The sequence below is a fragment of the Devosia elaeis genome, from assembly GCF_001650025.1.
Taxonomy (GTDB): Bacteria; Pseudomonadota; Alphaproteobacteria; order Rhizobiales; family Devosiaceae; genus Devosia; species Devosia elaeis.
The window spans coordinates 83,480-109,871 of record NZ_LVVY01000064.1 but is presented as its reverse complement, the minus strand read 5'-3'; the positions used below and the strand labels follow the sequence as shown (position 1 = coordinate 109,871).

At 64.0% G+C, this 26,392-nt stretch carries 22 protein-coding genes and 1 tRNA gene; 11 read left to right on the top strand and 12 right to left on the bottom strand.

Annotation, left to right across the window (positions count from 1 at the left end; genetic code table 11):
- The coding region (locus A3840_RS04090) for a glycosyltransferase family 25 protein (protein WP_131798242.1) at positions 1 to 984 on the top strand (984 nt) is incomplete at its 5' end.
- Between the two features lie 62 nt (positions 985 to 1,046).
- On the opposite strand, the gene A3840_RS04085 is transcribed toward A3840_RS04090, so the two are convergent.
- The 9 genes from A3840_RS04085 to A3840_RS04045 all read right to left on the bottom strand — a co-directional run bounded on the left by A3840_RS04085 (position 1,047) and on the right by A3840_RS04045 (position 8,294).
- A tRNA-Ile gene (locus A3840_RS04085) sits at positions 1,047 to 1,122 on the bottom strand.
- A 182-nt stretch (positions 1,123 to 1,304) separates the two neighbouring features.
- The gene (locus A3840_RS04080) at positions 1,305 to 2,066 is read right to left on the bottom strand and encodes a 6-phosphogluconolactonase (protein ID WP_067452265.1); all 762 of its coding nucleotides are present in this window, start codon (positions 2,064 to 2,066) and stop codon (positions 1,305 to 1,307) included.
- Positions 2,067 to 2,087: 21 nt separating this feature from the next.
- The gene (locus A3840_RS04075; protein ID WP_067452263.1) at positions 2,088 to 2,852 is read right to left on the bottom strand and encodes a 6-phosphogluconolactonase; all 765 of its coding nucleotides are present in this window, start codon (positions 2,850 to 2,852) and stop codon (positions 2,088 to 2,090) included.
- Between the two features lie 83 nt (positions 2,853 to 2,935).
- Entirely contained in the window at positions 2,936 to 3,718 is a 783-nt protein-coding gene (locus A3840_RS04070) for a FadR/GntR family transcriptional regulator (RefSeq protein ID WP_067452261.1), read from the bottom strand.
- The gene (locus A3840_RS04065) at positions 3,699 to 4,595 is read right to left on the bottom strand and encodes an ROK family protein (protein WP_067452255.1); all 897 of its coding nucleotides are present in this window, start codon (positions 4,593 to 4,595) and stop codon (positions 3,699 to 3,701) included. Before A3840_RS04065 ends, A3840_RS04070 begins: the two co-directional genes overlap by 20 nt.
- Positions 4,592 to 5,698 carry an L-tyrosine/L-tryptophan isonitrile synthase family protein gene (locus tag A3840_RS04060; RefSeq protein WP_067452253.1) on the bottom strand — a complete coding sequence of 369 codons (1,107 nt, stop codon included), beginning with the start codon at positions 5,696 to 5,698 and terminating at the stop codon, positions 4,592 to 4,594. Before A3840_RS04060 ends, A3840_RS04065 begins: the two co-directional genes overlap by 4 nt.
- Positions 5,699 to 5,706: 8 nt before the next feature.
- The gene (locus A3840_RS04055; RefSeq protein ID WP_067452251.1) at positions 5,707 to 6,501 is read right to left on the bottom strand and encodes an amino acid ABC transporter ATP-binding protein; all 795 of its coding nucleotides are present in this window, start codon (positions 6,499 to 6,501) and stop codon (positions 5,707 to 5,709) included.
- Between the two features lie 2 nt (positions 6,502 to 6,503).
- Positions 6,504 to 7,367 (bottom strand): amino acid ABC transporter permease, encoded by an 864-nt coding sequence (locus A3840_RS04050; RefSeq protein WP_082903633.1) that lies wholly within the window; start codon positions 7,365 to 7,367, stop codon positions 6,504 to 6,506.
- Between the two features lie 27 nt (positions 7,368 to 7,394).
- Positions 7,395 to 8,294 carry an ABC transporter substrate-binding protein gene (locus A3840_RS04045; protein ID WP_067452248.1) on the bottom strand — a complete coding sequence of 300 codons (900 nt, stop codon included), beginning with the start codon at positions 8,292 to 8,294 and terminating at the stop codon, positions 7,395 to 7,397.
- 117 nt (positions 8,295 to 8,411) lie between these two features.
- On the opposite strand from A3840_RS04045, the gene A3840_RS04040 reads away from it, so the two are divergent.
- Positions 8,412 to 9,089 (top strand): class I SAM-dependent methyltransferase, encoded by a 678-nt coding sequence (locus tag A3840_RS04040; protein WP_067452242.1) that lies wholly within the window; start codon positions 8,412 to 8,414, stop codon positions 9,087 to 9,089.
- 196 nt (positions 9,090 to 9,285) lie between these two features.
- Positions 9,286 to 9,807 (top strand): DUF2087 domain-containing protein, encoded by a 522-nt coding sequence (locus A3840_RS04035; RefSeq protein ID WP_067452239.1) that lies wholly within the window; start codon positions 9,286 to 9,288, stop codon positions 9,805 to 9,807.
- Between the two features lie 13 nt (positions 9,808 to 9,820).
- On the opposite strand, the gene A3840_RS04030 is transcribed toward A3840_RS04035, so the two are convergent.
- Together A3840_RS04030 and A3840_RS04025 are read right to left on the bottom strand one after the other, a co-directional pair.
- The gene (locus A3840_RS04030) at positions 9,821 to 10,009 is read right to left on the bottom strand and encodes a hypothetical protein (RefSeq protein WP_131798241.1); all 189 of its coding nucleotides are present in this window, start codon (positions 10,007 to 10,009) and stop codon (positions 9,821 to 9,823) included.
- Between the two features lie 96 nt (positions 10,010 to 10,105).
- Complete coding sequence (locus A3840_RS04025; RefSeq protein ID WP_067452233.1) at positions 10,106 to 10,717, bottom strand: LysE family translocator; 612 nt, start codon at positions 10,715 to 10,717, stop codon at positions 10,106 to 10,108.
- A 183-nt stretch (positions 10,718 to 10,900) separates the two neighbouring features.
- Here A3840_RS04025 and A3840_RS04020 point away from each other — a divergent pair, with 183 nt between their 5' ends.
- Positions 10,901 to 12,484 carry an ABC-F family ATP-binding cassette domain-containing protein gene (locus tag A3840_RS04020; RefSeq protein WP_067452229.1) on the top strand — a complete coding sequence of 528 codons (1,584 nt, stop codon included), beginning with the start codon at positions 10,901 to 10,903 and terminating at the stop codon, positions 12,482 to 12,484.
- Positions 12,485 to 12,633: 149 nt separating this feature from the next.
- Here the strand turns inward: A3840_RS04020 and A3840_RS04015 are convergent, their stop codons facing one another.
- Positions 12,634 to 13,575 (bottom strand): nucleoside hydrolase, encoded by a 942-nt coding sequence (locus A3840_RS04015; protein WP_067452227.1) that lies wholly within the window; start codon positions 13,573 to 13,575, stop codon positions 12,634 to 12,636.
- A 136-nt stretch (positions 13,576 to 13,711) separates the two neighbouring features.
- On the opposite strand from A3840_RS04015, the gene A3840_RS04010 reads away from it, so the two are divergent.
- The 7 genes from A3840_RS04010 (at position 13,712) to A3840_RS03980 (ending at position 26,387) form a co-directional block, all read left to right on the top strand.
- Complete coding sequence (locus A3840_RS04010) at positions 13,712 to 14,962, top strand: AI-2E family transporter (RefSeq protein WP_067452212.1); 1,251 nt, start codon at positions 13,712 to 13,714, stop codon at positions 14,960 to 14,962.
- Between the two features lie 312 nt (positions 14,963 to 15,274).
- Positions 15,275 to 17,119, top strand: coding sequence for a monovalent cation:proton antiporter-2 (CPA2) family protein (locus A3840_RS04005; RefSeq protein WP_067452210.1), 1,845 nt, complete (start codon positions 15,275 to 15,277; stop codon positions 17,117 to 17,119).
- 97 nt (positions 17,120 to 17,216) lie between these two features.
- The gene (locus A3840_RS04000) at positions 17,217 to 19,688 is read left to right on the top strand and encodes a glycogen/starch/alpha-glucan phosphorylase (RefSeq protein WP_067452208.1); all 2,472 of its coding nucleotides are present in this window, start codon (positions 17,217 to 17,219) and stop codon (positions 19,686 to 19,688) included.
- Positions 19,689 to 19,790: 102 nt separating this feature from the next.
- Entirely contained in the window at positions 19,791 to 21,986 is a 2,196-nt protein-coding gene (gene glgB / locus A3840_RS03995) for a 1,4-alpha-glucan branching protein GlgB (protein WP_245676544.1), read from the top strand.
- 54 nt (positions 21,987 to 22,040) lie between these two features.
- Positions 22,041 to 23,312 carry a glucose-1-phosphate adenylyltransferase gene (gene glgC / locus A3840_RS03990; protein WP_067452204.1) on the top strand — a complete coding sequence of 424 codons (1,272 nt, stop codon included), beginning with the start codon at positions 22,041 to 22,043 and terminating at the stop codon, positions 23,310 to 23,312.
- A complete protein-coding gene (gene glgA / locus A3840_RS03985) occupies positions 23,312 to 24,772 on the top strand; it encodes a glycogen synthase GlgA (protein WP_067452301.1) in 1,461 nt (486 codons plus the stop codon). The genes glgC and glgA overlap by 1 nt, the downstream gene beginning before the upstream one ends.
- A complete protein-coding gene (locus tag A3840_RS03980; RefSeq protein WP_067452202.1) occupies positions 24,753 to 26,387 on the top strand; it encodes an alpha-D-glucose phosphate-specific phosphoglucomutase in 1,635 nt (544 codons plus the stop codon). Before glgA ends, A3840_RS03980 begins: the two co-directional genes overlap by 20 nt.
- Positions 26,388 to 26,392 lie beyond the last annotated feature (5 nt).

The window sequence follows — 26,392 nt, the reverse complement described above, 5'->3', positions numbered from 1 at the left end:
GGCGGGAGGGGAAGGGCGGGTGGGGAGGAGAAGCGCCTTTGGCTCCGGCGCGTCTCGGATATTGAAACCGATATTTGCGCCCGGATGGGCAGCGCAGCGCCGGAAAACGAGGATTGTGGCCCGCGGGCATGGGCAAACGCCTTGACCGGGCAGAGCGCCTTTGGGGTAAATGGGGCACAGAATGCTGGGGGCCCGATGCTGCCGATCTATTATATCAACATGGCCAATCGGCCCGACCGGCGCGCATTCATGGAGCGGCAACTCGCGTCCATGGGGCTGGCCTGTATTCGCATCGAAGCCGTCACCGAAGCTGATATTTCCCAGGAAGACGCCGATCGCTATTGCAACAGCGATCGCCCGACCTTTCTTCGCAGGAGAGAACTCGGATGCACGCTCAGCCATGAACGCGCCTGGCAGGCCATGCTCGACAACGGGGCTCCCGCCGCACTGGTTCTCGAGGACGATGCCGAGGTGTCTCACCTGCTGCCGGCCTTCCTCGACGAAGCGGAAGCGATCGACGCCGACCTGATCCGGATCGAAACGACCGGGGCGTGGGTTCGCGTCTATCCGATTGCCAGCCGAGGCGAAAGCGGCGTGGCCGTGCGGGGTTTTCGGTCCACGCCCATGGGGACGGCGGGATATGTCATTAAGGCAGAGGCCGCCCGGCGCCTGATCGGCCATCGGGGGCTGCGCGAGAGGCAGACGGACCTGGCCCTTTACAATCCCTTCGAAGAACCGGGCCGGTCGCTGAAGCGCGTCCTCACCGATCCGGCCTTGTGTCGTCAGCTTGGCGCCGGGGCCGATGCCGGACGCAGCGACATCGCTCACGATGTCGTGCCTCACGCCTATGCCCGGAAACATCCCGTTTCCCACGCCGTGCTCCGGCTTCAGCGTTACCTGAAACGAGGGGTCAGGAACCTGATCGACGACCTGGCGCAGCGGGGGCGCCTGGAACGGCGCATCATTCCATATGCGCAGGAATAGGCAGGCCGCGCGCGATCGCGGCAGCCTCGGCCGGGCGAAATTGAACCTGTCATAGAGAAAATTGGTGGGCCCACCAGGACTCGAACCTGGAACCAGACCGTTATGAGCGGTCGGCTCTAACCATTGAGCTATAGGCCCTCGGCAGGGTCTTAGCAGGGTGGCGGCGTGTGTCAAACAGGACTTTGCGGCCACCGCCTCACGCCCCACAAATATCGATGCGACGGGCCTCTGCCGACGCCGGCGGGATGGAAGCCCCGAGGCGGCCTTGCGGGCGGTATCGGGACTCGTTGGATTGGGGGAAGCGTCGGTTACCGTTCGACTTATCGCGTCAGGCGGGAGGCGGCGGGCTGGTTGAGATAGAGCTTGGCATGCGGCGCCGTTTGCAGGATGGAGGCGGGGCACATGAAGCTGACCGGGCCTTCCAGCACGTTCCTGATGGTCTCGGCCTTGTCTTGCTCATGCACCAGGACCAGGGCCCGGCGCGGCTTGAGCAAGGCATGCATGGTCAGGGAGAGACCGTAGCGCGGTACATCCTCGATGTTCTGGAAGATGCCGGCGCGCTTGACCTGGTCGCGGGTGGTCTCGTCGAGAAAGACGACGCGGATGATATCCGTGGTGTCAAAATCGGCCGGGGGATCGTTGAAGGCCAGATGGCCGCTATTGCCGATGCCCATGACGCAGAGCACCGGGTCGAGCTCGTTGAACAGTCTGGTATAGCGTTCAAGCTCCTCTTCGACCGGCTCATGGTCGCCCTGCATGGGGAAGAAGGCCTTGGGTTTAACCTCGTTCAGCAGGTGCTTGCGCATGCGGGAGGCGCCGCTTTCCACACGATCCTCGGCGACGCCCATATAGGTGTCGACATGGAGCACGGTGATGCGCGACCATTCGATATCGTTGCGGGCTTTGATGGCGGTATAGAACGCGTCCTGGGCCGCGCCGAGCGCCATGATGATGGCGATCTCGCCCTTCTTGGCCAGTTCTTCCCTAATCACGCCGGCCAGGTCGGCAGCGGCGGCTTCGCCCAGCTCCCTGTCACTGGGGGCGACGAGTACTTCAAGCTCGCCATATTTGAGGATTTCCATGTCCTGTCTCCTTCAAGATGATCAGCGGGGCGAAAGCTGGCTGGCGGCGGGCTCGTTGAGATAGAGCACGGCATTGGGGGATTGCTGCAGTAGCGAAGCGGGGCACATGAAGGTCACCGGGCCTTCGAGAATCTGCTTGATCACGCCCGCCTTGTTCTCGTCATGCACCAGCGCCAGCACGCGTTTCGGCTTGAGCAAGGCATGCATGGTCAGTGACAGGCCATAGCGCGGCACTTCCTCGTAGGACTTGAAATAGCCGCGGCTGTCGATCTGCTTGCGAGTGGTCTCGTCGAGGAAGACGACGCGGATGATGTCCCTGGTGTCGAAATCGGCCGGGGGATCATTGAAGGCGAGGTGGCCGCTATTGCCGATGCCGACGACGCAGAGCACGGGATCGAGCTCGTTATAGAGCTTGGTGTAGCGGGCCAGTTCTTCCTCGACCGGCTCATGATCGCCGCGCATGGGGAAGAACGCCTTGGGCTTTACCTCGTCGAGCAGGTGCTTGCGCATGCGCGAGGCGCCGCTTTCCTCGCGGCTTTCGGCGACACCCATATAGGTATCGACATGGAGCACGGTGATGCGCGACCATTCGATATCGCTGCGGGCCTTGATGGCGGTGTAGAAGGCGTCCTGGGCCGCGCCGAGCGCCATGATGATGGCAATCTCGTCCTTCTTGGCCAGTTCTTCACTGATAACGTTGGCTAGGTCCGCGGCGGCGGCTTCGCCCAGCTCCCGATCCGAAGCGGCGATCTCGACGCTGAGCTGATTATATTTGAGGTGGCGCATGTCTACTCCGTTTGACAAGACAGCAAGGCCCCGCCCGGAGCCGCGGGGGCTCCGGTTGAATGCGGCCTTACCTGTTGAAAAAGCTAGGTCTTCTTCTCGATCCAGCTCAGCGAGTAACGCTTGGTTACCGCGTATTCTTCCTCGAGGTCGATGAAGGTCTCATCCAGCACCGCCTCGAGCTTCTTGTGGTCCTTGCTGCGCATGGCCTCCAACTGGCGGGAATGCACATCGATCATGTGATGGGCCCGTGCCTCGTCCTTCGGAAGCGAGGAACGCAGCGGCGCCAGGCCACGATAGATCCCTGTCATCACCCGCAGCAGCATCTGGTTGCCCGAGGCATGGGCGACGCGACGGTGGAACATGCCGTCGGCCTGATGCACCACGCGCGGATCGTGCAGATGGCTGCGCATGAGTTCGATGGCCTCGGCGATATGCTGGAATTGCAGTTCCGAGGCGTTCTCGGTGGCCAGGTGATAGACGATCGGCTCCAGCAGGCGTCGGGTCGAGATCAATTCCTCGATGTGGTGCACTTCGGAGGCGATGTTCTTGCCCAGGACGTCGAAGGGTACGATGTCGGTGGCCACGAAGACGCCGCCGGACTGGCCGGCCTTGATCTGCAGCACCCCCGAATTCTCGAGGATGCGGAAGGCCTGGCGCAGGGTGGGGCGGGACACTTCCAGCAATTGCGCCATTTCTGATTCCGTGGGCAGGCGGTCACCCTTGCCCAAGCCCTGCGCGTCGATGGCGTCGACGATGCGTTCCACCACCGTTTCGAAGGTCCGGCGCACCTTGATCGGGGCAAAGATGCGCTCGCTGGTCGTTTTTGACCGGCGCGCGTCGGCATCCCTATTGGTGTCGAGCGACATCGCTGTCCCCTCCGATCATATCCCCTTGTTGCAGCGCTACCCCGATCTCGGCAGCAAAGTCCAGTTCCGAAACCAGGACCTCGGCCCGGAAGCGTTCGCCGACCAGGCTTCTATAATGGCGCAATGCCGTCTCCAGATATTGCGGCGCGGCGTGCTTGACTGATCCGTTCAGCACGATGAGCTCGGGATTGTAGAATTTCGAAATCATCTCGAGCACGGTTCCGACATAGCGCGCGAAGATGTCCACGGTGCGCTGGCAGGCCGGATCATTGTCGCGAGCGCCGGCAAAGACGTTGACCGCCTCCATGATCTCGCCGGTGAGGGCGAGGTGCAAATCCTTGATGCCGCGGCCGCAGGTGACGCGGTCGAGAATGCGGTGCTCGCCCAGTTCTTCGACATAGACGTGCTGCTCGGAGATGAGGCCGGCGCCGAACTTGCCCCGCAGCACTCCGCTCTCATAGGCGCCCACGCCGATGCCAGTGCCCATATTGAGCATGGTCACCGAGCCATAGCCGCGCCCCAGACCCATTTCGGCCTCGGCCCGGGTCATGGCGTGGATGTCGTCGTCCACATAGACCGGGCAATCCAGCCGGTCGCGCAGGAAGTCGGCCAGCTCGAAGCCCACATTGCCGCCCATCAGCGAGGAATAGACCACATGGCTCCCCCGCAGCGCACCATTGAGGCTGACCGCCGCGCCCTGGAGGCCGGGCGGCATGGTGGCGCGGATCAGCTCGGCCAGGTCGGCCGCGAAGGCGGGCGTGCCGCGCCGGAGCAGGGCCGTGGGCATGCGTTTCAACGGCGAGACGGCATAATCCGCACCGATGCGGCTGAACTGAATCTTGGTGCCGCCGATATCGACGCCGAGCAGGTCACTCATCCCAGCACCCGGTAGCCGATCGGCGCCTGGTCACTGTCGCCGGCGAGATGAAGCGCTTCGAGCGGACCCAGGCTGTCGCCGAGACCACCCCAATAGAGGATCTGCCAGCGGCCATCTTCATGCAGCACCGGCACGCCATGATAGGGCAGGATGCCCGACCATTTGTTCACCGGCAGCACGGCCAGGTTTTCCGGCTTGGGCGAAACGGTGAGCTTGAGCGCATGCGGACGCAGATTGTGGAGATAGCCGGTGCTGTCGCGCAGGGCGAGGATGGAGCGGTAGGCGAAGAACTTCCGGTGGGCGATCTTGTCGATATATTCGCGCGGATAGCGCAGGGCGGAATCGGTCTGGGCCGGGTCATAGGCCTCGGCCACGACCTGGGGCGGGAAATCGACAGTCGGCACCGCCGCCTTGGAGGGCGGCACGGTTTCGTCATAGGCGCGTACCACCGCCTCGTCGCCCTGCTGCCAAAGCTCGCGCATGCGCTCCTGTTCGAACAGCCAGCGCGCCTCGAAATTGGGGATTTTCTCGACCATGTCGTCGAGGCTGTGGAAGGTGAGCTGGCGCTCGGGCATGGCGGCGATAGCCACGCAATCGGCGATGCCGGCGCGATAGGCGGCGATGCTGGCGGGATCGACGCCCTGGCAGCGGCCCAATATGCCTTCCTCCAGAACGGTCAGGCGGCCGCCCGGCGCATGGACGCTTTCAACCGCGTCCAGCACGGCCTTGAAGCGGCGCAGCATCAAGGCCTCGCCCAGGTCGGGCGCCTTCCGGTCGGTCTTGAGCGGGTTCGGCACCTTGTAGGGGAACGCCATGGACACGAATTCCAGCGGCAATCCGCGGCCGACGAAATGCTCGATGCGCTCCAGCCAGGCGGCGCGATTGGCGGGAATGAAATCGGGGCCGAAATGCACTTCTGCATGTTGGAAAATGGAGAGGATGCGTTCGGCAATGCTGCCGGTGGCAGCGGGTTCGACGGCGACGTCGTTGAGGCGGATGAGGTCGGACAATTCAGTGGTCGACAGCGTCCGGTGGCGCTCTATCCGGGGGGGCGCGAAGGTCTTGGGCAGCGCGGAATTGATATAGGTATATTGGCTCGACATGAAAATGCTCAGCGGATACGGGCGAGGAATTCGATGGTGCGGGGATGGCTCGGCTGGCGGATGACCTGCTGGGGGCTGCCATGTTCGGCGACCACGCCCTTGTCGATGAAATAGACACTGTCGCCCACTTCCTCGGCAAAGCTGATCTCGTGGGTGACGATCAGCATGGTCATGCCTTCCTTGATCAGCTCCCGCATGACGGAGAGCACTTCGCCCACCAGTTCGGGATCGAGCGCGGAGGTCGGCTCGTCGAAGAGAATGACGGCCGGATTGGCGGCGATGGCGCGGGCAATGGCGACGCGCTGCTGCTGGCCGCCGGAGAGCTGGGAGGGATAGGAGCCGGCGCGCTCGGCCAGCCCGACCTTGGCCAGGAGATCCATGCCGCGCTCACGCGCCTGGGCCTTCGGCATTTTCTGCACCATGACCAGGCCCGAAATTACATTTTCGAGCGCGGTCATGTTGGGGAAGAGATTGAAGCGCTGGAACACCATGCCGATCTGCGAGCGGCGACGGGCGGTGGTCGAGGCGCGGGCTTCGACCCAGCGATTGCCTGAGCGCTCGGCGCCGACCAGGTAATCTTCCACCCAGAGTTCGCCGGCCTGGTAGGTTTCGAGGCTGTTGACGCAGCGCAGCAGGGTACTCTTGCCCGAGCCGGACGCGCCGATGATGAAGGCGGCCTCGCCCTTCCGGACATTCAGGTCGATGCCCTTGAGCACTTCGTGCTCGTTGAAGGACTTGCGCAGATTGCGGATGCGGACGATGCCGTCGGGAAAGCTGCGATCGGCGGGAGATGGATTATGCATGATCAGATCACCTTGCCGATCTGGACGGGGCCCGCGCCCTGGCTGCGCGCCAGGCGCTTTTCCAGTTGCGCCTGGAGGAGCGTCGCGACGGTCACGAGGATGAGGTACCAGAGCGATGCCACCACCAGCATCTCGATGACATAGAAGGTCTGTGCGGCGATGGATTGGGTGGAGCCCATGATTTCGCGGGTGCCGATGACATAGACCAGCGAAGTGGTCTTGAGCAGGTCGATGGCCAGGTTGCCCGCCGTAGGCAGGATCACCCGCACCGCCTGGGGCAGGACGATCTGGAGCAGGGCCTGCACCGGCGTCATGCCGATGGAAAGCGCGGCCTCGGTCTGGCCCTTGTCCACCGAAATCAGCCCGCCGCGGATCACCTCGCACATGAAGGCGCTGACATTGAGCAGGAGGCCGAGCAGCGCGGCGGTGGTGGGGGTGATGAGCAGGTTGGTGTTGATCGAGGTCCAGGGCAATTCGATCGTCGGCAGGAAGAGGCCGAGATTGAACCAGAACACGATCTGCACCAGCAGCGGCGTGCCGCGGAAGAACCAGATATAGGAGGAGGCGATCAGCTTGAGCACGGCATTGTTCGAGATCAGCATCGCCGCCAATATCGTGCCCAGGACGATCGAGCCGGCCAGCGATACGCCGGTCAGCATCAGGGTGGTGCCAACGCCGTTGAACAGCGCCGGCGACCACATATAGGTCCACACGATATCCCACCGGATACGACCGGTTCCGATGAAAACCTGCACGGCGACCGCCACGACGATTATGGCAATGACCGCGATGATGGCGTTGACGATCCTTGGGCCGGACCTGCGATGGATAAGCAGGTCCTCCGCCCGGGTTTCAGTCTGACTCATGGTCGTGGGTCCGGTGAGATGGGCGTGTTAAAGCAGCGGCGCGTTGAGCAGGATCGGGTCCACGGTCGAGGAACCGACCTCCCATTTGTCGAAGATTTCCTGATAGGTGCCGTCTTCGACCATGCTCTGCAGCGCGCCGGCGACGGCCGCCATCAGCTCGGGGGTCTGCTTGGAGAAGGCGATGCCCTGATTGGCCGGGGCGAAGCGTTCCACGGGGGAGACTTCGAGCTGGGTCTGCACGCCTTCCGTCGCGGCAGCGAACGTATAGGTAGAGACGCCGAAGGTTTGCATGGTCGCGTCGGCCTGGCCGCTGGCAATGGCGAGGAGCGGGGCGACCTTATCGGGCGCTTCCGACATCACCACGGGGGTGTCGCAGGTTTCGGCGTTCAGCTTTTCGATGATGCCGGGGAAGAGCGAGCCGGTCTGCACCATGACGCGCAATCCGCACAGGTCTGCCATTTCGGTGATGCCGAGCGGATTGCCCTTGGGGACGATGACACCCGAGCCTTCGGTGGAATAGGCAATGAAATTGACCACTTCTTCGCGCGCGACGGTGTTAGCCATGGCGCTAATATAGAAGTCGTAGCGGCCGGACTCGACGCCGGGAATGCCGGTGGCGAACTGGATGTCGTTCCAGTTGACGGTGAGGCCGAGGCGCTTGGCCGCCTCATTGATGATGTCAGCATCGACGCCGCTGGGCGCGCCGGTCTGGGTGTCGAAGAAAATCCAGGGTGCATAGCCGTCGGTGGTGCCGACATTGAGCGTGCCGCGCGCCTTGATGTCTTCCGGCAGATAGCTGACCCAATCGGTGCTGGCCGGCATATGCGACTCGACGGTGAAGTCCTGCGCGAAGGCGGCGGCCGATGTCAGGAGGCCGGCAATCAGCACCAGGCTGGCGCGGCTGTGAAGGCTGTTTGACTTGATCATTACGATCCCTCTGTGTTCCCTATGGCTCAAACTGTAAAAGAGTTTCTGTTTAAATGGCAATAGGGTTTCCTAAAGAATTTTTGTGGGTTAGGGATCGGAAAAGTGGAGTTTCACGCGATGACGGACACAGCAAAAGGCACCTGGTATGACGATGCCCGCGCCGAAAATGCCATGGCTGACGGGCATTTGCCGGTCTGGCGGCATCTGATCGGGCTCATGCCGGAAACCGACCTGTCGGGGTGCAGGGTGCTCGATTTCGGCTGCAATCAGGGCGGGTTGTTGCGATTGCTGCATGCGACGCGGCCCTTCGCCGAGGGCGTCGGCATCGATATCGCCGCTTCTTCAATCGAGACCGCCCGGGACCAGAGCGCCGGCTTGCCGCTGCATTTCGAGGTGGGGGACAGGCCCCTCGCCGATATGGGTGTCTTCGATCTGGCGATCAGCCACGAGGTCATCTACCTGATCGAGGATCTGAAGGGCCATGCCGACCAGATGCTCGCATCGCTGCGGCCGGGCGGGGTCTATTACGCGGTGACCGGCTGCCATAAAGGCAATCCCGATCTGGATGCCTGGCGCCGGATCGTGGAGGAGAGGACCCGCACCCGGATCATCGACCGCTCCATCGACGATTATGCCCGGCTTTTCCTCGATGCGGGGTTTGCCGTCTCCGCCCGCAAGCTGGGTTATGAAGGGTTCATCCGCTATGAGCGGGACCGTTGGCCCACCAGCTATGCCCATGACCTCGACTATTACCGGGAGGTCAAGGCCGTGTTCCGGCTGGTGCGGCCGGGCTGAGGTGGCTTGCTTCGGCGTCGGGTGGGGTTTATAGCGGCGTTACGGTCTGCAGTTCACCGAGGCGTCGCCGTCCCGCGAGGGAAGCTAAACCTGCCCAGTTCCGATATTCGACACGCACTCCCCCTTCGTGCTCCGTCGCAGGCCGGCGACCATGACACCGCGATATCGCGCGGGCGGGCACGCTCGAGGATGAGCCATGTCGAGACAAATCCATTCCCTTATGGTGGCCGATCTGTCGGCCTTTGCCCGGACCATGCGTGACCAGATCGGTCGCCTTGGTGCGCTGCCCAGCCATGTCGAAATGCTGAACATGCTGGCGCGGGCCGCCGGGTTCCGCAATTACCAGCATTTCAAGGCCGCCAGCGCCGAAGCGCCGCCGGCCGAGCCGGTCGATCTCGTGCTGGTCGAAAAGGTCAGCCGGCATTTCGATGCCGAGGGCGTGTTGCTGCGCTGGCCGGCGCGGCGCAGCCAGCAGCCGCTTTGCCTGTGGGCCTTGTGGAGCCGGATGGAGACGGGGCGCGATTATTCGGATGCGGACAATACGCGCCTGCTCAATGCCTGGGCCAGTTTCGGCGATCATGCGCTGCTGCGCCGGGCGCTGGTGGATATGGGCTATGTGGCGCGCACGTCCGATGGCCGGATTTACCGTCGCATCGAGCAGAAGCCGCCGGCGGCGCTTTCGGTGCTGCTGAAACGGATCGCGCCGCAGGGGGCGTGATCCCAGGCCCCGTTCAGGCCTTCTTGGAGACCATCCGGGCCATGGCCACGCGGGAGACGATGTCGCCCATGGCAATGGATTTCTGCACCTGGATATTGTTGAAGGCCTGGGCCTGCGAATTCATCTTGGCGATGTCTTCGCGGGCCTTGGTCCGGCGCTCGCGATGGTATTGCAGCTGCTCATAGGAAGAGAGCTTATGCATGTTCCAGCGCGTGATCCGGCCCGAAATCGTCATGGGAACAGGATGGAGCCTGGGCATTAACAGGATGTTAATGCCGGGCGGAGGGGCGCGGGCCGCCTAGTGCTGCAGCACCACGAGCCCTGCCGCCCCGGCCATCATGGCGCCGGCGGTCTTGTTGAGCCGGCCCAGGGCCTTTTCGCTGCGGAACATGTCGCGGGCCGCCGAGGCCAGCCAGGCATAGCCGCAGCCGATGAGCAGCAGCACCACGACCACGATGGCCGTCAATTCGATGAAGGCGAGAGGATTCATCTCGCCCAGCGGCACCACGGTGGGCAGGATGGCGAGGTAGAAGACGATGGTCTTGGGATTGCCCATGGTGAGGGAAAAGCCGGCCAAGAAGGTCTTCCAGCCATCCTCGTTCCTGGGCTTCATCTGTTCGGCGCCGGGCCGGGCGGTCCAGAATTTCCAGGCGATGTAGAGCAGATAGGCGGCGCCGGCCCAGCGGATGATGGTGAAGACCGCGCCGAAATGGGTGGCGATGGCGGCCAGGCCGAAAACCGCGAAGAGGAAATAGACCAGGTCGCCCGCCAGGATGCCGAGCACCATGGGGAAGGCGCCCTTGAAGCCGCCACCCAGGGCGCGCGCGACGACGGCGGCGACGCCGGGGCCGGGCACCAGCACGGCAATGGCATAGGCGAGGGTGAAGGCGGCGAGGGTGAAGAGATCCATTCGGGGCGTGTCCGGGCAAAGAGCCGGCGGACACTACGCTTGTGCGCGGCAATTTGCCAGAGAGGTTGACGCGGCGGCGAAGACGATTATGTTTCAGCCATCGCAACCCGACCGGACGGTATCCAATGGATCGCATCCCAACCGCAATGCCGAACTGCCTTGCCACTGGGACTCCGTCGATCCATGTCTTTATCCGTTACGCTTTCGCGACTGACCTATACCGGCCCTGACGGCCGCACGCTTTTCTCCAATCTCGATCTGAGCTTCGGCCCCGGGCGCACCGGGCTTGTCGGCCGCAATGGCGTGGGCAAGACCACGCTGTTCCGCCTGATCACCGGCGAATTGGCGCCATCCGGCGGCACGATCAGCGTGCCGGGCCGCATCGGCATGCTGCGCCAGCAGGTGCGGCCGGGGCCGGACGAGACCATTGCCGACCTGTTCGGGGTGCGCGCCGGGCTGGCTTTGCTCGAGAAGGCCATGAACGGGGAGGCCGATGCGGACGAGCTGGCGGAGGCCGACTGGACGCTGGAGGCGCGGCTGGAGGAGGCCCTGGCGGCGCTCAAGCTTGAGGTGAACGCGCAGACGCTGCTGTCGCATCTTTCGGGCGGGCAGCGTACGCGCGCGGCCTTGGCCGCGCTGGTGTTCGACGCGCCCGACCTGATCCTCCTCGACGAGCCGACCAATAATCTCGATACAGCGGGCCGGGCGGCAGTGGCGGAGATGCTGGCGCGCTGGCGCGGCGCGGCCATTGTCATCAGCCATGACCGGACCCTGCTCGAGCAGATGGATGCCATTGTCGAGCTGACGGGGCTGGGCGCGACCAGCTATGGCGGGAACTGGAGCCATTACCGGGAGCGCAAGGCGCTGGAACTGGCCGCGGCGCAGCACGACCTGGACGTGGCCGAGCGGCAGGTCCGCGAGGCGGCCAAGGCGGCCCAGGAGGCGCGCGAAAAGCAGGACAAGCGTGATGCGGGCGGGCGGCGGAAGGGCGCCAGGGGCGACATGCCCAAGATCGTCATGGGCGGGCTGAAGCGCCGCGCCGAGGAAACGGCGGGCGGGCTCGATCGGCTGGCGGAAAAGCAGGCCGAGGCCGCAGCGGCCCAGGCGCAGGCGGCGCGGGCCCGGATCGAGGTGCTGACCCCGTTCGCCGTGAAGCTGGCGCCCAGCGGATTGCCGGCGGGCAAAGTGGTGCTGCGCGCCACCGGGCTGACCGGCGGACACGACGCGGAGCGCCCGGCGATCCGGGATTTTTCGATGGACATGATCGGGCCCGAACGCGTGGCGATCACCGGGCCCAATGGCGTGGGCAAGACCAGCCTCCTGAAATTGCTGACCGGGGAATTGCCGGCGCTGGCGGGCCAGGTGCAGATCGGCGGGCCGATGGCCCTGCTCGACCAGCAGGTGGCGCTGCTCCGGCGGGAGGACAGCATCGTCGACAATTTCCGGCGGCTCAATCCCGAGAGCACGATCCAGGATTGCCGGGCGGTGCTGGCGGCCTTCATGTTCCGCAACGATGCGGCCTTGCAGAAGGTGGAGACGCTGAGCGGCGGCGAAATGCTGCGGGCGGGCCTTGCCTGCGCGCTGGGCGGCAGGACGCCGCCCATGCTGCTGGTGCTGGACGAGCCGACCAATCACCTCGATATCAACGCCATCGAAGTGGTTGAGGCCGGTCTCAGGGCGTTCGACGGGGCGCTCCTGGTGGTCAGCCACGACCGGGCGTTTCTTGAGAATATCGGGGTGGAGCGGGAGGTGCGGCTGGGCGGGTGATCCTGTTCCTCTCCCCCTCGGGGAGAGGGTGGATCGGCCGGAGGCCGAGACGGGTGAGGGGGATGCCTCCACTCGCGCGGTAGCATCCCCCTCATCCGGCGCTTCGCGCCACCTTCTCCCCGAGGGGGAGAAGAATAAGAGCGGCCAGCCTATGGCAGCCTGGCCAGCCGCTCCGTCAGCAACTTGTAAAACCCCCCGGCATTGCCGGAGCGCATATAGGTGGCGTTGTGGGGACGGTCGGTCACGTGCCAGTAATCCACCACGGTCATGCCGATGGTGAGTTCGCTCGCCGTTTCGATGGCGACATTGCAGGTGCGGCCTTCGAACAGGTCCGGCTGGAGCAGGTAGGCGATGACGGTGGGGTCGTGGAGAGGCGCGCCGTCCCAGCCATATTTCCTGAGATCGAAGCTCTCCGAGAAGGTCAGCATGTCATAGACCGCCTGGCCGCTCCTGTTGCCGAGCGCCTTGATGGCGTCGAGACGGGCCGGGGTGGACTGGATCATGTGGGTGACGTCGAGCGGCTGGATGGTGATCGGCGCGCCGCAGCGCATGACCACGTCGGCGGCCTCGGGATCGACATAGATGTTGAATTCGGCCGCCGGGGTGATGTTGCCCACCTCGAAATAGGCGCCGCCCATCATGACGATTTCCTGGATGCGGCCGGCAATGGCCGGCTCCTTGACGAGGGCCATGGCGATATTGGTCAGCGGCCCCAGCGTGCAGAGCGTGATGGTTTTCGGCGCGGCATTCATCAGCGTTTCGATAATGTAGTCGACGCCATGCCGGGGCTGCAGCGGGATCGTGGGTTCGGGCAGGTCGGGGCCGTTGAGGCCGGTATCGCCATGCACGTGCTCGGCCGTGACCAATTGGCGGCGCATGGGGCGGGAGCAGCCGGCATAGACCGGGATATCGGTGCGGCCGGACAGCTCCACCACCTTGCGGGCATTGATGGCGTTCTGCTGTACGCCGACATTGCCGGCCACGGCGACGATACCGAGCACTTCCAGTTCCTCGGGAGAGGCGAGGGCGAGCAGGATGGCGACGGCATCGTCCTGGCCGGGATCGGTATCGATGATGATCTTGCGGGGCATGGAATTTCTTTTGGCAGGGAATGGATTCGCCGCGAGCTTATCCAAGCGGCGCGCCATGGTCGATGGGCCAGCGGCGCAGGAACGAAAGCGCGGTGCCGAACGTTTCAGAGGCCATCTCTCCCACGTGGAATCAACGATGCTTCAGCCCCGGGCCAAGGCCGCTCCTGTCGACATGAACGAGAGCCAGTTCGAGCGGGTACTCAACAATGCGGCGCGGCTGGCCGTGGTCGGCATCGGTCTCGCGGTCCTGCTGATGGTTCTGCAGGCCGGGCAGGTCTTCCTGGCGCCGGTGACGCTCGCCATCGTCATCGGGCTGATGTTCGGCCCGGTGGCCGACAAGGTGGAGAGCTGGGGCGTGCCGCCGGCGCTCTCGGCGGGGGTGGTCGTGCTATTGCTGCTGGCGGTCATTGCCGGCTTTGCGACGCTGTTCGCCGTGCCCCTCAGCGAATGGGTGGCGCGGGCGCCGCTGATCTGGGAAAAGCTGCAAACGCAATTGGCCAGCCTCAAGGAGCCACTGCAATCGATCAGCGATTTCCAGGGGCAGATCGGCGCCGTGCTGGGCAATGGCGAGGCCATGAGCGTGACAGTGGAGGATGGCAGCGCGGTGACCGGCATGGCCATGCTGGCGCCGGCCGTCCTGGCGCAGGTCGCCATATTCCTGGCCAGCCTCTATTTCTTCGTCGCCACGCGCGACCATATCCGCATGTCGGTGCTCTCCATGTGCGTCACGCGGCGCATGCGCTGGCGCACGGCGCATGTGTTTCGTGACGTGGAACTCAAGGTCAGCCGCTTCCTGCTGTCGGTCACGGTGATCAATCTCTGCGTCGGCACGGCGGTGACGCTGGCCATGTGGGCCATCGGCATGCCCTCACCGCTGCTCTGGGGCGCCATGGCGGCCGTGCTGAACTACGTGCCCTATGTGGGGCAGGCGATCATGATCACCGTGCTGCTGGCGGTCGGGCTGGGCACACAGGCCGATCTCTTCGCCATCCTGTTGCCGGTGATCTGCTATGCCAGCATCAATTTCGTCGAAGGGCAGATTTTCACGCCGCATTTCATCGGGCGGACGCTGACGCTCAATCCCTTCATCATCTTCCTTTCCATCACCTTCTGGATCTGGGCCTGGGGCCCGGTGGGCGGGCTGGTCGCCGTGCCCACGCTCTTGATCGCGCAATCGCTGATCACCCATGCGCTGCCGAGCCGGCCCGTCAAGCCGCGGCGCCCGGTGCGCCGCACGCGCAACATGAGCGACCGCGACGAATTGCTGGCCAATGCGGCCCAGGCGATCCGCGAGCAGCGCGAAGACGACGAAGAAGAGGACCGCAAGCAGGAGCGCATGGAGCCGCCGCGCGGCACCGGCCCGACCGGGGTTGAACCGGCGAACTGAGGGGGAGACTCTCTCCGTTCGTAAGGGGGAGCGTTCACTTTGGACTTCTTCAGCATTGATCTGGCGGCTCCATCGCCTCCCTCCCCCTTGAGGGGAGGGAATGAGGGTGGGGGTCCATCAGTGGATCACCGCACGACCCCCACCCCGGCCCTCCCCTCAAGGGGGAGGGAGGGGATAGAGCCGCCAAAATCGGGTTGATAAGTCCTGTTGCCTCACATCGAAGCGGCGCAATTCTTCCCTGCATTTCTGATGCTTGACGGCGGCCCCGGCGCGGCAGCACTTTCGTGGCCTGATGGCACGGGAGTTCCCCTAATGGCAGGCGAGGTTGTTGCGCACGCGGCGGAGGCCGCGCATCACGGGGTGGATCTGGTGCCGATCGTGGCCTTGCTGGCCGCCGGCACCATTGCCGTTCCCCTGTTCAAGCGCCTGGGACTGGGGGCCGTGCTCGGCTACCTGGCGGCCGGCTTGCTGCTCGGCCCGTCCGGCATTGGGCTGATTTCCGATCCGGCCTCGATCCTGGCGGCGGCCGAACTGGGCGTGGTGCTGTTCCTGTTCATCATCGGGCTCGAAATGGAGCCCTCTAGGCTCTGGGCCCTGCGCAAGCAAATCTTCGGCCTCGGCGTGGTGCAGGTGGTGGTCTGCGGCGCCTTGCTCACCGGCGTCGGCATCCTGCTCGGCTTCGCGCCCGCCGTGGCCTTCGTCTTCGGCATGGGCTTCGTGCTGACCTCGACGGCCATCGTCATGCAAATCCTGGGCGAGCGGGGCGAGCTGGCGACCGAAGGCGGGCAGAAAATGGTGTCGATCCTGCTGCTCGAAGACCTCGCCATCGTGCCGCTGCTGGCCGTGGTGGCGCTATTGGCGCCCAGCCATGACGAGACCGACCTGATCACGCGCGTGGTGGCGCTCGGTATCGCGGTGGGCGCCATCGTGCTGCTGATCTTTCTCGGCCGCAAGATCATGAACCCGTTCTTCGGGCTGTTGGCGCAGGCGCGGGTGCGCGAGGTGATGACGGCCGGCGCCCTGCTGGTGGTGCTGGGGGCGGCGCTGCTGTTCCAGGTCAGCGGGCTCTCCATGGCCATGGGCGCGTTCCTGGCTGGCGTATTGCTCTCCACCTCCGCCTTCAAGCATCAGCTCGAGGCCGATGTGGAACCGTTCCGCGGCCTCTTGCTCGGCCTGTTCTTCCTGGCCGTCGGCATGTCGCTGGACCTGGAAGTGGTCTGGGACAATTGGCAGATCATCGCCATGAGCGTCGTGGCCTATATGCTGGTCAAGGCTTTGGCCATCTACATCATCGCGCGGCTGCTCAAGTCCGATCATGGCGAGGCGCTGGAGCGGGCGGTGCTGATGGGGCAGGGCGGCGAATTCGCCTTCGTGCTCTATACGACGGCGGCATCCACCGGGCTGATCGATGCGCCCACCAATGCCATCTTCACCGCTACGGTGATCGTCTCCATGGTGCTGACGCCCTTCGCCATTATCGGCATGCGCTACCTGATGCCCGGGCCGGTGCAATCCATGGACGGGGTGGAAACCGCCAATGGGCTCTCCTCGCGGGTGCTGATCATCGGGTTCGGCCGTTTCGGGCAGATCGTCAGCCAGCCGCTGCTGGCCCTGCGCCATTCGGTGTCCATCATCGACAACGATACCGACATGATCCGGGCCGCCGCGCAGATCGGCTTCAAGGTCTATTACGGCGACGGGACGCGGCTCGACATCCTGCATGCCGCGGGCGCCAGCACTGCTGATCTCATCCTGGTCTGCACCGACAAGAAGGAGCAGACGACGCGGATCGTGGAATTGCTGCGCGACGAATTTCCGCTGGCCAAGGTCATGGCGCGGGCCTTCGATCGCCAGCACGGCATCGAGCTGGTGCGCGCGGGCGCCGAATATCAGCTGCGCGAAACCTTCGAATCCGCCCTGGCCTTCGGCAGCGCCGCCGTGACCCTGCTGGGCGCGACCGCCGAGGAGGCCGAAGAGGTCATGGAGGGGGTGAGGGGCCGCGACCGGCAGCGCTTCGAGCGGCAATTGGCCGGCGAGGACTGGCGCGATCTCAGCCAGTTGCTGATCAGCAATGCCCAGGAGCAGGCGCGGGAGGGCGGGGTATCCATTTCCGAGGAAAATGCCGAGCGGGCCGTCACCCAGACGCAGGCCAGCTAGACCGGAGCGAACGCCATAGGGGCTTTTCCCTGCACAAATTAAGTGCAAGACTATCCCTATTCTGAGGGGAATATCGTCATGAACTCTGGATTGCGACATGCCGCAAAAGCCGATCGTCTACGATGCTCCCACGCCCGAGCCCCGTGCCAGCAACGTTGAGGCCATCCAGGCGGAAATCCTCGAACGGCTGATCTACTCAGTCGGCAAGGACCCCATTGTCGCGCGGCCGCACGATTGGCTGCGCGCCACCATCCTGACGGTGCGCGACCGCATCATGGACCGCTGGATGGAATCGTCACGCGAGACGTGGCGGACCTCCAACAAGCGGGTCTATTATCTCAGCCTAGAATTCCTGATCGGCCGGCTCATGCGCGATGCGATGAGCAATGTGGGGCTGATGGAGCCGGTGCAGGAAGCGCTCAAGAACCTCAATGTCGATCTGGGCGACCTGCTCAATCTCGAGCCCGATGCGGCCCTGGGCAATGGCGGGCTGGGGCGGCTGGCCGCGTGTTTTCTCGAATCCATGTCCTCGGTGAAAATCCCTGCCTACGGCTATGGCATCCGCTATGTGCATGGCCTGTTCCGCCAGGAAATGAGCGAGGGCTGGCAGGTGGAACTGCCTGAGGACTGGCTGGCCCATGGCAATCCCTGGGAATTCGAGCGCCGGGAAAGCGCCTATGAGGTCGGCTTCGGCGGTCATGTCGAGCCGGTGACCGATCCCGATGGCGCGGTGCGGCAGGAATGGCGGCCCAATGACCATTTGCTGGCCGTGGCCTATGACACGCCCATCGTGGGCTGGCGCGGGTCGCGGGTGAATACGCTGCGCCTGTGGAGCGCCCAGCCGATCGACCCGATCCTGCTCGACAAGTTCAATTCCGGCGACCATATCGGCGCGCTGGAGGAAAGCGCCAAGGCCGAAGCGATCACCCGCGTGCTCTATCCCGCCGATTCAACGGCGGCGGGCCAGGAATTGCGCCTGAGGCAGGAATTCTTCTTCTCCTCGGCCTCGCTCCAGGACATCGTGCGCCGGCACTTGCAGCAATATGGCGACCTGGGTTCGCTGCCCGACAAGGTGGCCATCCAGCTCAACGATACCCATCCGGCCATTTCGGTGGCGGAACTGATGCGCATCCTGGTCGACGAGAACGGGATGAAATGGGCCGAAGCCTGGAAGGTCACCAAGGGCACGTTCGGCTATACCAATCACACGCTGCTGCCCGAGGCGCTGGAAAGCTGGCCGGTGGCGCTGCTGGAACGGCTGCTGCCCCGGCACATGCAGATCGTCTACCAGATCAATGCCGACGTGCTGGCCGAAGCGCGCAAGCGCCCCGGCTTCGGCGAGCAGCAGATCGCCGCGCTGTCGCTGATCGACGAGCATGGCGGAAGGCGGGTGCGCATGGGGCAACTGGCCTTCGTGGGCTCCCATTCGGTCAATGGCGTTTCCGCGCTCCATACCGAATTGATGAAGCAGACCGTGTTCTCGGACCTGCACCGGCTTTATCCCGAGCGCATCAACAACAAGACCAACGGCATCACGCCGCGCCGCTGGCTGATGCAGTGCAATCCGGGGCTGACCAGACTGATCAGCGAGCGGATCGGGCCGGAATTCCTCGACGATATCGACAAGCTCAAGGCCCTGGCGGCCCATGCCGGCGATCCCGGCTTCCAGCAGCAATTCGCGGGGGTGAAGCTCGAGAACAAGAAAAGGCTGGCGCGGCTGATCAAGGACCGGATGAATATCAGCGTGTCGCCCGACGCGCTGTTCGACGTGCAGATCAAGCGCATCCACGAATATAAGCGGCAATTGCTCAACATCATCCATGCCGTGGCGCTCTACGCCGAAATCCGCGCCCATCCGGAAAAGGACTGGGTGCCGCGCGTCAAGATTTTCGCCGGCAAGGCGGCGCCGAGCTATTGGAACGCCAAGCTGATCATCAAGCTGATCAACGACGTGGCGCGGGTGATAAACCACGACCCGGCCGTGCGGGGCCTGCTCAAGGTGGTGTTCCTGCCCAATTACAATGTCAGCCTCGCCGAGATGATCGTGCCGGCGGCCGACCTTTCCGAACAGATCTCGACGGCCGGCATGGAAGCCTCGGGCACCGGCAACATGAAATTCATGGCCAATGGCGCGGTGACCATCGGGACGATGGATGGTGCCAATGTGGAGATGCACAAGGAGGTCGGGGCCGACAATATCGTCATTTTCGGGCTGACGACTGAGGAGGTGGAGGACAAGCGCAGCCGCTCGGAAGTGCCGCGGGGCGCCATCGATGCCTCGCCGCGGCTGCGCGAGGCGCTGGAATCGATTTCCTCGGGCGTGTTCTCGCCGGACGATCCGAACCGCTATCGCGACCTGATCGGCGGGCTCTACGACCATGACTGGTTCATGGTGGCGCGCGATTTCGACGCCTATGCGGCGGCGCAGGCCCAGGTCGACAAGCTGTGGACCGATCCGGCGCGCTGGAACGCCATGGCGATCCGCAACACGGCCAATGTGGGCTTCTTTTCCTCGGACCGGACCATACGGCAATATGCGGCCGATATCTGGAACGTGCCCACGGCATAGATTGAAGACAAGCGGAACAGACCTGGTGAACAACAAAGAGTCCGCGCGCGTTATAGACATCCTTCCCGGACCAGGGCGGGAAGCGACTGGGGGATTGTGGGCGTGAATTCAAGCAAGGAAAACTGGCAGGCCGATGCGCGCGATGTGGAAGCCATCGTTGCCGGGCGGCATAAAGATGCCTTTGCCTTTCTGGGGTTGCATGAGGTCGCGGGGCAATGGGTGCTGCGGGCCTTCGTGCCGCATGCGGAAACGCTCAATGCCTACACGCTGGATGGCATGCCCCTGGGCCACATGATCCCGCGCCATGCGGCGGGCTTCTTCGAGGCCAAGGTGGATATCGATCGGCGCCAGCCCATCCGCTACGAGGCGAAGAATGCCGGTGGCACCTGGACGCTTTATGACGCCTATTCCTTCGGGCCGGTACTGGGGCCGATGGACGATTATTATATCGGCGAGGGCAGTCATCTCAGGTTGTTCGACAAGCTGGGCGCCCACGAAATGGAATTCGAGGGCATTCACGGCACCCATTTCGCCGTCTGGGCCCCCAATGCGCAGCGCGTCTCGGTGGTCGGCCCCTGGAACGAATGGGACGGCCGGCGCCACCCCATGCGCAATCGCAAGGGCATATGGGAAGTGTTCATCCCGGTGCTGGGCACCGGCACGATCTATAAATACGAGATCGTCGGGCCCGACGGCGTGGTGCTGCCGCTCAAGGCCGATCCCTTTGCGCGCCAGGCCGAGGTCCGGCCGCGCAATGCCTCGGTGGTGCCCGATCCCACGCCCTTTACCTGGACCGACCAGCGCTACATGGAGGAGCGAGCGACGCGCGACTGGCGCCGCACGCCGATGTCCATCTATGAAGTGCATCTGGGCTCATGGCGCCGCCGCCCCGATGGCAGCTTCCTGTCCTATGATCAATTGGCCGAGCAATTGGTGCCCTATGCGGCGGACATGGGCTATACCCATCTCGAATTCCTGCCAATCTCCGAGCATCCCTTCGATCCGAGCTGGGGCTATCAGCCGACCGGGCTGTTTGCGCCCACCTCGCGCTTCGGCGATCCGGCCGGGTTCGCGCGGCTGGTGAATGCGGCGCATGAGGCCGGGCTGGGGGTGATCCTCGACTGGGTGCCGGCGCATTTCCCCACCGACGAATTCGGCCTCGCCCGCTTCGACGGCACCGCGCTTTACGAACACGAGGACCCCCGGCAGGGCTATCACCCGGACTGGAACACGGCGATCTACAATTTCGGGCGCAAGGAGGTTTCGTCCTTCCTCACCAATAATGCGCTCTACTGGTTCGAGAAATTCCATATCGACGGGCTGCGGGTCGATGCCGTGGCCTCGATGCTCTACCTCGATTATTCCCGCCAGCCGGGGGAATGGGTGCCCAACCAGCATGGCGGCAACCAGAACCTGGAGGCGGTGGCGTTCCTGCAAAGGGTCAATGCCGAAGTGTACCGGAATTTTCCCGGCGCCTTCATGATCGCCGAGGAATCCACCTCCTGGCCCGGCGTCAGCGCGCCCACCTATGCGGGCGGGCTGGGCTTCGGCTTCAAGTGGAACATGGGTTTCATGAACGACACCCTGCGCTATATGAGCCGTAACCCGATCCATCGGCGCTTTCATCACAACGACATGACGTTCGGTATGATGTACGCCTTCAGCGAGAATTTCGTGTTGCCGCTGAGCCATGACGAAGTGGTGCATGGCAAGGGTTCGCTGCTCAACAAAATGCCGGGCGACGACTGGCAGCAATTCGCCAATCTGCGTGCCTACCTGGCCTTCATGTGGGGCTATCCGGGCAAGAAGCTCTTGTTCATGGGCCAGGAATTCGGCCAGCGCGAGGAATGGTCGGAAAGCAAGGCGCTGGATTGGTGGCTGCTGGACGCGCCGGCCCATGAAGGATTGCGGCGGCTGGTCGCCGATCTCAATGCCGCCTATCGGAGCCTGGGCGCCCTTCATGAACGCGATTGCGAGCCGGAGGGGTTCGAATGGGTGATCGCCAACGATCATTCCAATTCGGTGCTGGCCTGGCTGCGCCGCGCGCCGGGCGCCGATCCGGTGCTGGTCATCACCAATCTGACGCCGATGCCGCGCAGCAATTACAAGGTGCCGCTGCCGATCGCGGGGCGCTGGGTGGAGCGGATTAACAGCGATGCCGGCTGGTATTCGGGCGGCAATACGGGCAACCAGGGGGCCATCGAGGCGCGTGCCGTTGAGGGGCGGCACCTGCCCGCGGAGGCAGAGATCTACCTGCCGCCCCTGGCGACGCTTTTCTTGAAATACGAGCCGGCGTGAGCCGGTCGGGGATAGGGTAGGACCCGGGGCAACCCGGGCGTGGAGGAGAATAGAATGGCTGATTACAGGGTCCCGTCTTCTTTGGCGCGCGAGGCCATGGCTTATGTGCTGGCGGGGGGGCGCGGCACGCGCCTGATGGAGCTGACCGACAGGCGCGCCAAGCCGGCGGTCTATTTCGGCGGCAAGGCGCGCATCATCGATTTCGCGCTTTCCAATGCCATCAATTCGGGCATTCGCCGCATTTCGGTGGCGACGCAATATCAGGCCCATAGCCTGATCCGCCACCTGTCGCGCGGCTGGAACTTCCTGCGCCAGGAGCGCAATGAGAGCTTCGACGTGCTGCCGGCATCGCAGCGCGTTTCGGAGACGCAATGGTACGAAGGCACCGCCGACGCCGTCTACCAGAACATGGACATCATCGAGGATTACGGCGCGCGCTATATCGTCATCCTGGCGGGCGACCATATCTACAAGATGGACTACGAAATCATGCTGCGCCAGCACGTGGATACGGGCGCTGACGTGACCATCGGGTGCCTGGAGGTGCCGCGCATGGAGGCCACCGGCTTCGGCGTCATGCATGTGGACGGGCGCGACCGGGTGGTCGATTTCGTCGAAAAGCCCAAGGACCCGCCGGGTATTCCGGACCGGCCGGACATGGCTCTCGCATCCATGGGCATCTATATCTTCGAGACACGGTTCCTGATGGAGCAGCTCAAGCGCGATGCGGCCACCGAGGGCTCCAGCCGCGATTTCGGCAAGGATATCATCCCCTATATCGTCAAGAACGGCACCGCCTGGGCGCATCGCTTCAACCGCTCCTGCGTCCGCTCCAGCAATGAGAAGGTCGCCTATTGGCGCGATGTCGGCACGGTGGACGCCTATTGGAAGGCCAATATCGACCTCACCGACATCACCCCGCAGCTCGATCTCTATGACCGCGACTGGCCGATCTGGACCTATGCCGAGATCACGCCGCCGGCCAAGTTCGTGCACGATTTCGACGGCAGGCGCGGATCGGCGGTCAATTCGCTGGTCTCGGGCGATTGCATCATTTCGGGCGGGCATCTGCAGCGCACGCTGCTCTCCACCGGCTCCAGGGTGCATTCCTATTCGGTGCTCGAGGAGGCCGTGGTGCTGCCCTATTGCGATATCGGGCGCAATGCGCGGCTCAAGAAGGTGGTCATCGACCGCGGCGTGAACATTCCGGAGGGCCTGGTGGTGGGCGAGGATCCCGAATTCGACGCCAAATGGTTCCGCCGCACCGATGAGGGCGTCACGCTCGTCACCCAGGCCATGGTCAACAGATATCTGGCGGACCGATGATCGAAGTTCTCTCGGTCACGTCCGAAGTCTATCCGCTGATCAAAACCGGGGGGCTGGCCGACGTGGCCGGCGCCCTGCCGGGGGCGCTGGCCGAAACCGGCGTGACCATGCGGACCCTGGTGCCGGGCTATCCGGCGCTGCTCGCCAAGATGAAAGGCGGCCGCGAGGTCGCGCGTTTCGACGATCTGTTCGGCGTGACCGGGCGGCTGGTCGCGGGGCGGGCCGGGGGGCTCGATCTCATCGTGCTCGATGCGCCCGCGCTATATGATCGCCCCGGCAATCCCTATATGGGCCCGGAGGGCTGGGACTGGCCGGACAATTGGAAGCGCTTCGCCGCCCTGTCCTGGGTTGCCTCGGAACTGGGGCTCGGCCTGGTGGATGGCTATCGCCCGCAGGTGATCCATGCCCATGACTGGCAGGCGGGCCTGGTTCCCGCCTATGTCAAATACGGCCCCTCATCGACGCTCAAGACCGTGATGACCGTTCACAACATGGCCTTCCAGGGCACGTTCGGCGCCGAGATTTTCAGCCAATTGCGCCTGCCGCCGCATGCCTTCTCGGTGGAGGGCGTGGAATATTACGGGGGCGTCGGCTACCTCAAGGCCGGCGTGGAATGCGCCGACGTGGTCACCACCGTATCGCCCAGCTATGCCGCGGAAATCGGCACGCCGGATTTCGGCATGGGTCTGGACGGGCTGCTCAACAATCGCTCGGCCACGGTGTTCGGCATTCTCAACGGCATCGACATGGAGGCGTGGAACCCCGCCACCGATCCGGCGCTGAAGCAGAATTTCACCGCAAGCACCATCCAGCACCGGCTGGCCAATAAATGGGCGGTGATGGAAGCCTTCGGGCTCGACGTGCTCGAAGGGCCGCTCTTTGCCGTGGTCAGCCGCCTGACCTGGCAGAAGGGCATCGATCTGATCGCGGCCAATATCGACATGCTGGTGGAAGCGGGCGGCCAGCTCGCCGTGCTCGGCTCCGGCGATGCCGAACTGGAAAACGCCATCCGCGCCGCGTCGATGCGCCATCCCGGCCGGGTGGGGCTGATCACCGGCTATAACGAGCCGCTGAGCCATCTCATCCAGGGGGGCGCCGATGTGCTGATGGTGCCCTCGCGCTTCGAGCCGTGCGGGCTCACCCAGCTTTATGCCCTGCGTTATGGCTGCATTCCCCTGGTGAGTCGCGTCGGGGGCCTGAATGACACGGTCATCGATAGCAATGTGGCAGCGCTTTCGGCCGAAGTGTCAACGGGTGTGCAATTCTCGCCGCCCGATATCGGCGCCCTGGCCCATGCCATCCGCCGCACGCTCAGTCTCTATGAAGACCAGAAATCCTGGAAGAAAATGCAGCGGCGCGGCATGAAATCGGATGTCAGCTGGGCCGCCAGCGCGGCCCGCTATGCCCAGCTCTATTCCAATCTGACCGGAATGCCGACAAATGCCAATTCAAACAATTAAAACAACGCCTTATGCCGACCAGAAGCCAGGCACGTCCGGGTTGCGCAAGCGCGTGAGCGTCTATAGCCAGCCCCATTATGTCGAGAACTATATCCAGGCGATCTTCGACAGCCTGGACGAGGTCGGGGGGCAGACATTGGTGATCGGCGGCGATGGCCGCTTCTACAACAACGTCGCCATCCAGAAGGCCATCCGCATCGCGGCGGCCAATGGCTTCGGCAAGGTGCTGGTGGGGCAGGGCGGTCTGCTGTCCACCCCGGCGGCGAGCAATATCATCAGGCATTACAAGGCCTTCGGCGGCCTCGTTCTCTCCGCCAGCCACAATCCCGGCGGGCCGGATGGCGATTTCGGCATCAAGTACAATGTCGGCAATGGCGGGCCGGCGCCGGAGAAGATCACCGACGCGGTCTTTGCCCGCACACAGGTGATCGACAGCTACAAGACGCTCGACACGCCCGATATCGACCTCGATGTTCTCGGCACCCAGCAGGTCGGCGGCATGGTGGTGGAGGTCATCGACCCGGTGGCCGATTATGCGGCGCTGATGCAGACCCTGTTCGATTTCGAGGCCATCAGGGCGCTGTTCCGCTCGGGCTTCCGCATGACCTTCGATGCCATGCACGCCATTACCGGCCCCTATGCCCATGCCATCCTCGAGGACATGCTGGGCGCACCCAAGGGCACGGTGATCAACGGAGTGCCCTCGCCCACGTTCAATAACGGGCATCCCGATCCGAACCTGGTCTATTGCAAGGACATGTTCGACCTGCTGATGACCCCGGAGGGCCCCGATTTCGGCGCGGCTTCCGACGGCGATGGCGACCGGAATCTCATCATCGGCAAGAACAGGTTCGTGACGCCTTCGGACTCGCTGGCGCTGCTGGCGGCCAATGCGCATCTGGCGCCGGGCTACAAGGACGGCATTGCCGGCATTGCCCGCTCCATGCCCACCAGCGCCGCCGCCGACCGGGTGGCCGAAAAGCTCGGCATCGAAATGCACGAGACACCGACGGGCTGGAAATTCTTCGGCAATCTGCTCGATGCCGGCCGCGTCACCATTTGCGGCGAGGAAAGCGCCGGCACCGGCTCCAACCATGTGCGCGAGAAGGACGGGCTCTGGGCCGTGCTGCTCTGGCTCAATATCCTGGCGGTGCGTAAGCAAGGCGTGGACGAGATCGTGCGTGAGCATTGGCGCACCTATGGCCGCAATTACTATACGCGACACGATTACGAGGAGGTCGATGCCGCCATTGCCGGCAAGCTGGTCGATGACCTGCGCGCGAGCCTGATCTCGCTTCCAGGGAAGGTGTTCGCCGACGACCTGCAGATCGCCTATGCCGACGACTTTACCTATCACGATCCGGTCGATGGCTCGACCAGCGCCAAGCAGGGCATTCGCATCGGCTTTACCGACGGGTCGAGAATAGTGCTGCGCCTGTCAGGAACCGGGACCGTGGGCGCCACGTTGCGGGTCTACCTTGAACGCTATGAGGCCCCAGATGGACGCCACGATCTCGACACCCAGCTCGCTCTCGAGCCCCTTATCGGGATCGCAGAAACCCTTGCCGGCATCCGCAGCCGGACGGGCCGGCAGGCCCCCAGCGTCATCACTTGAGCCGG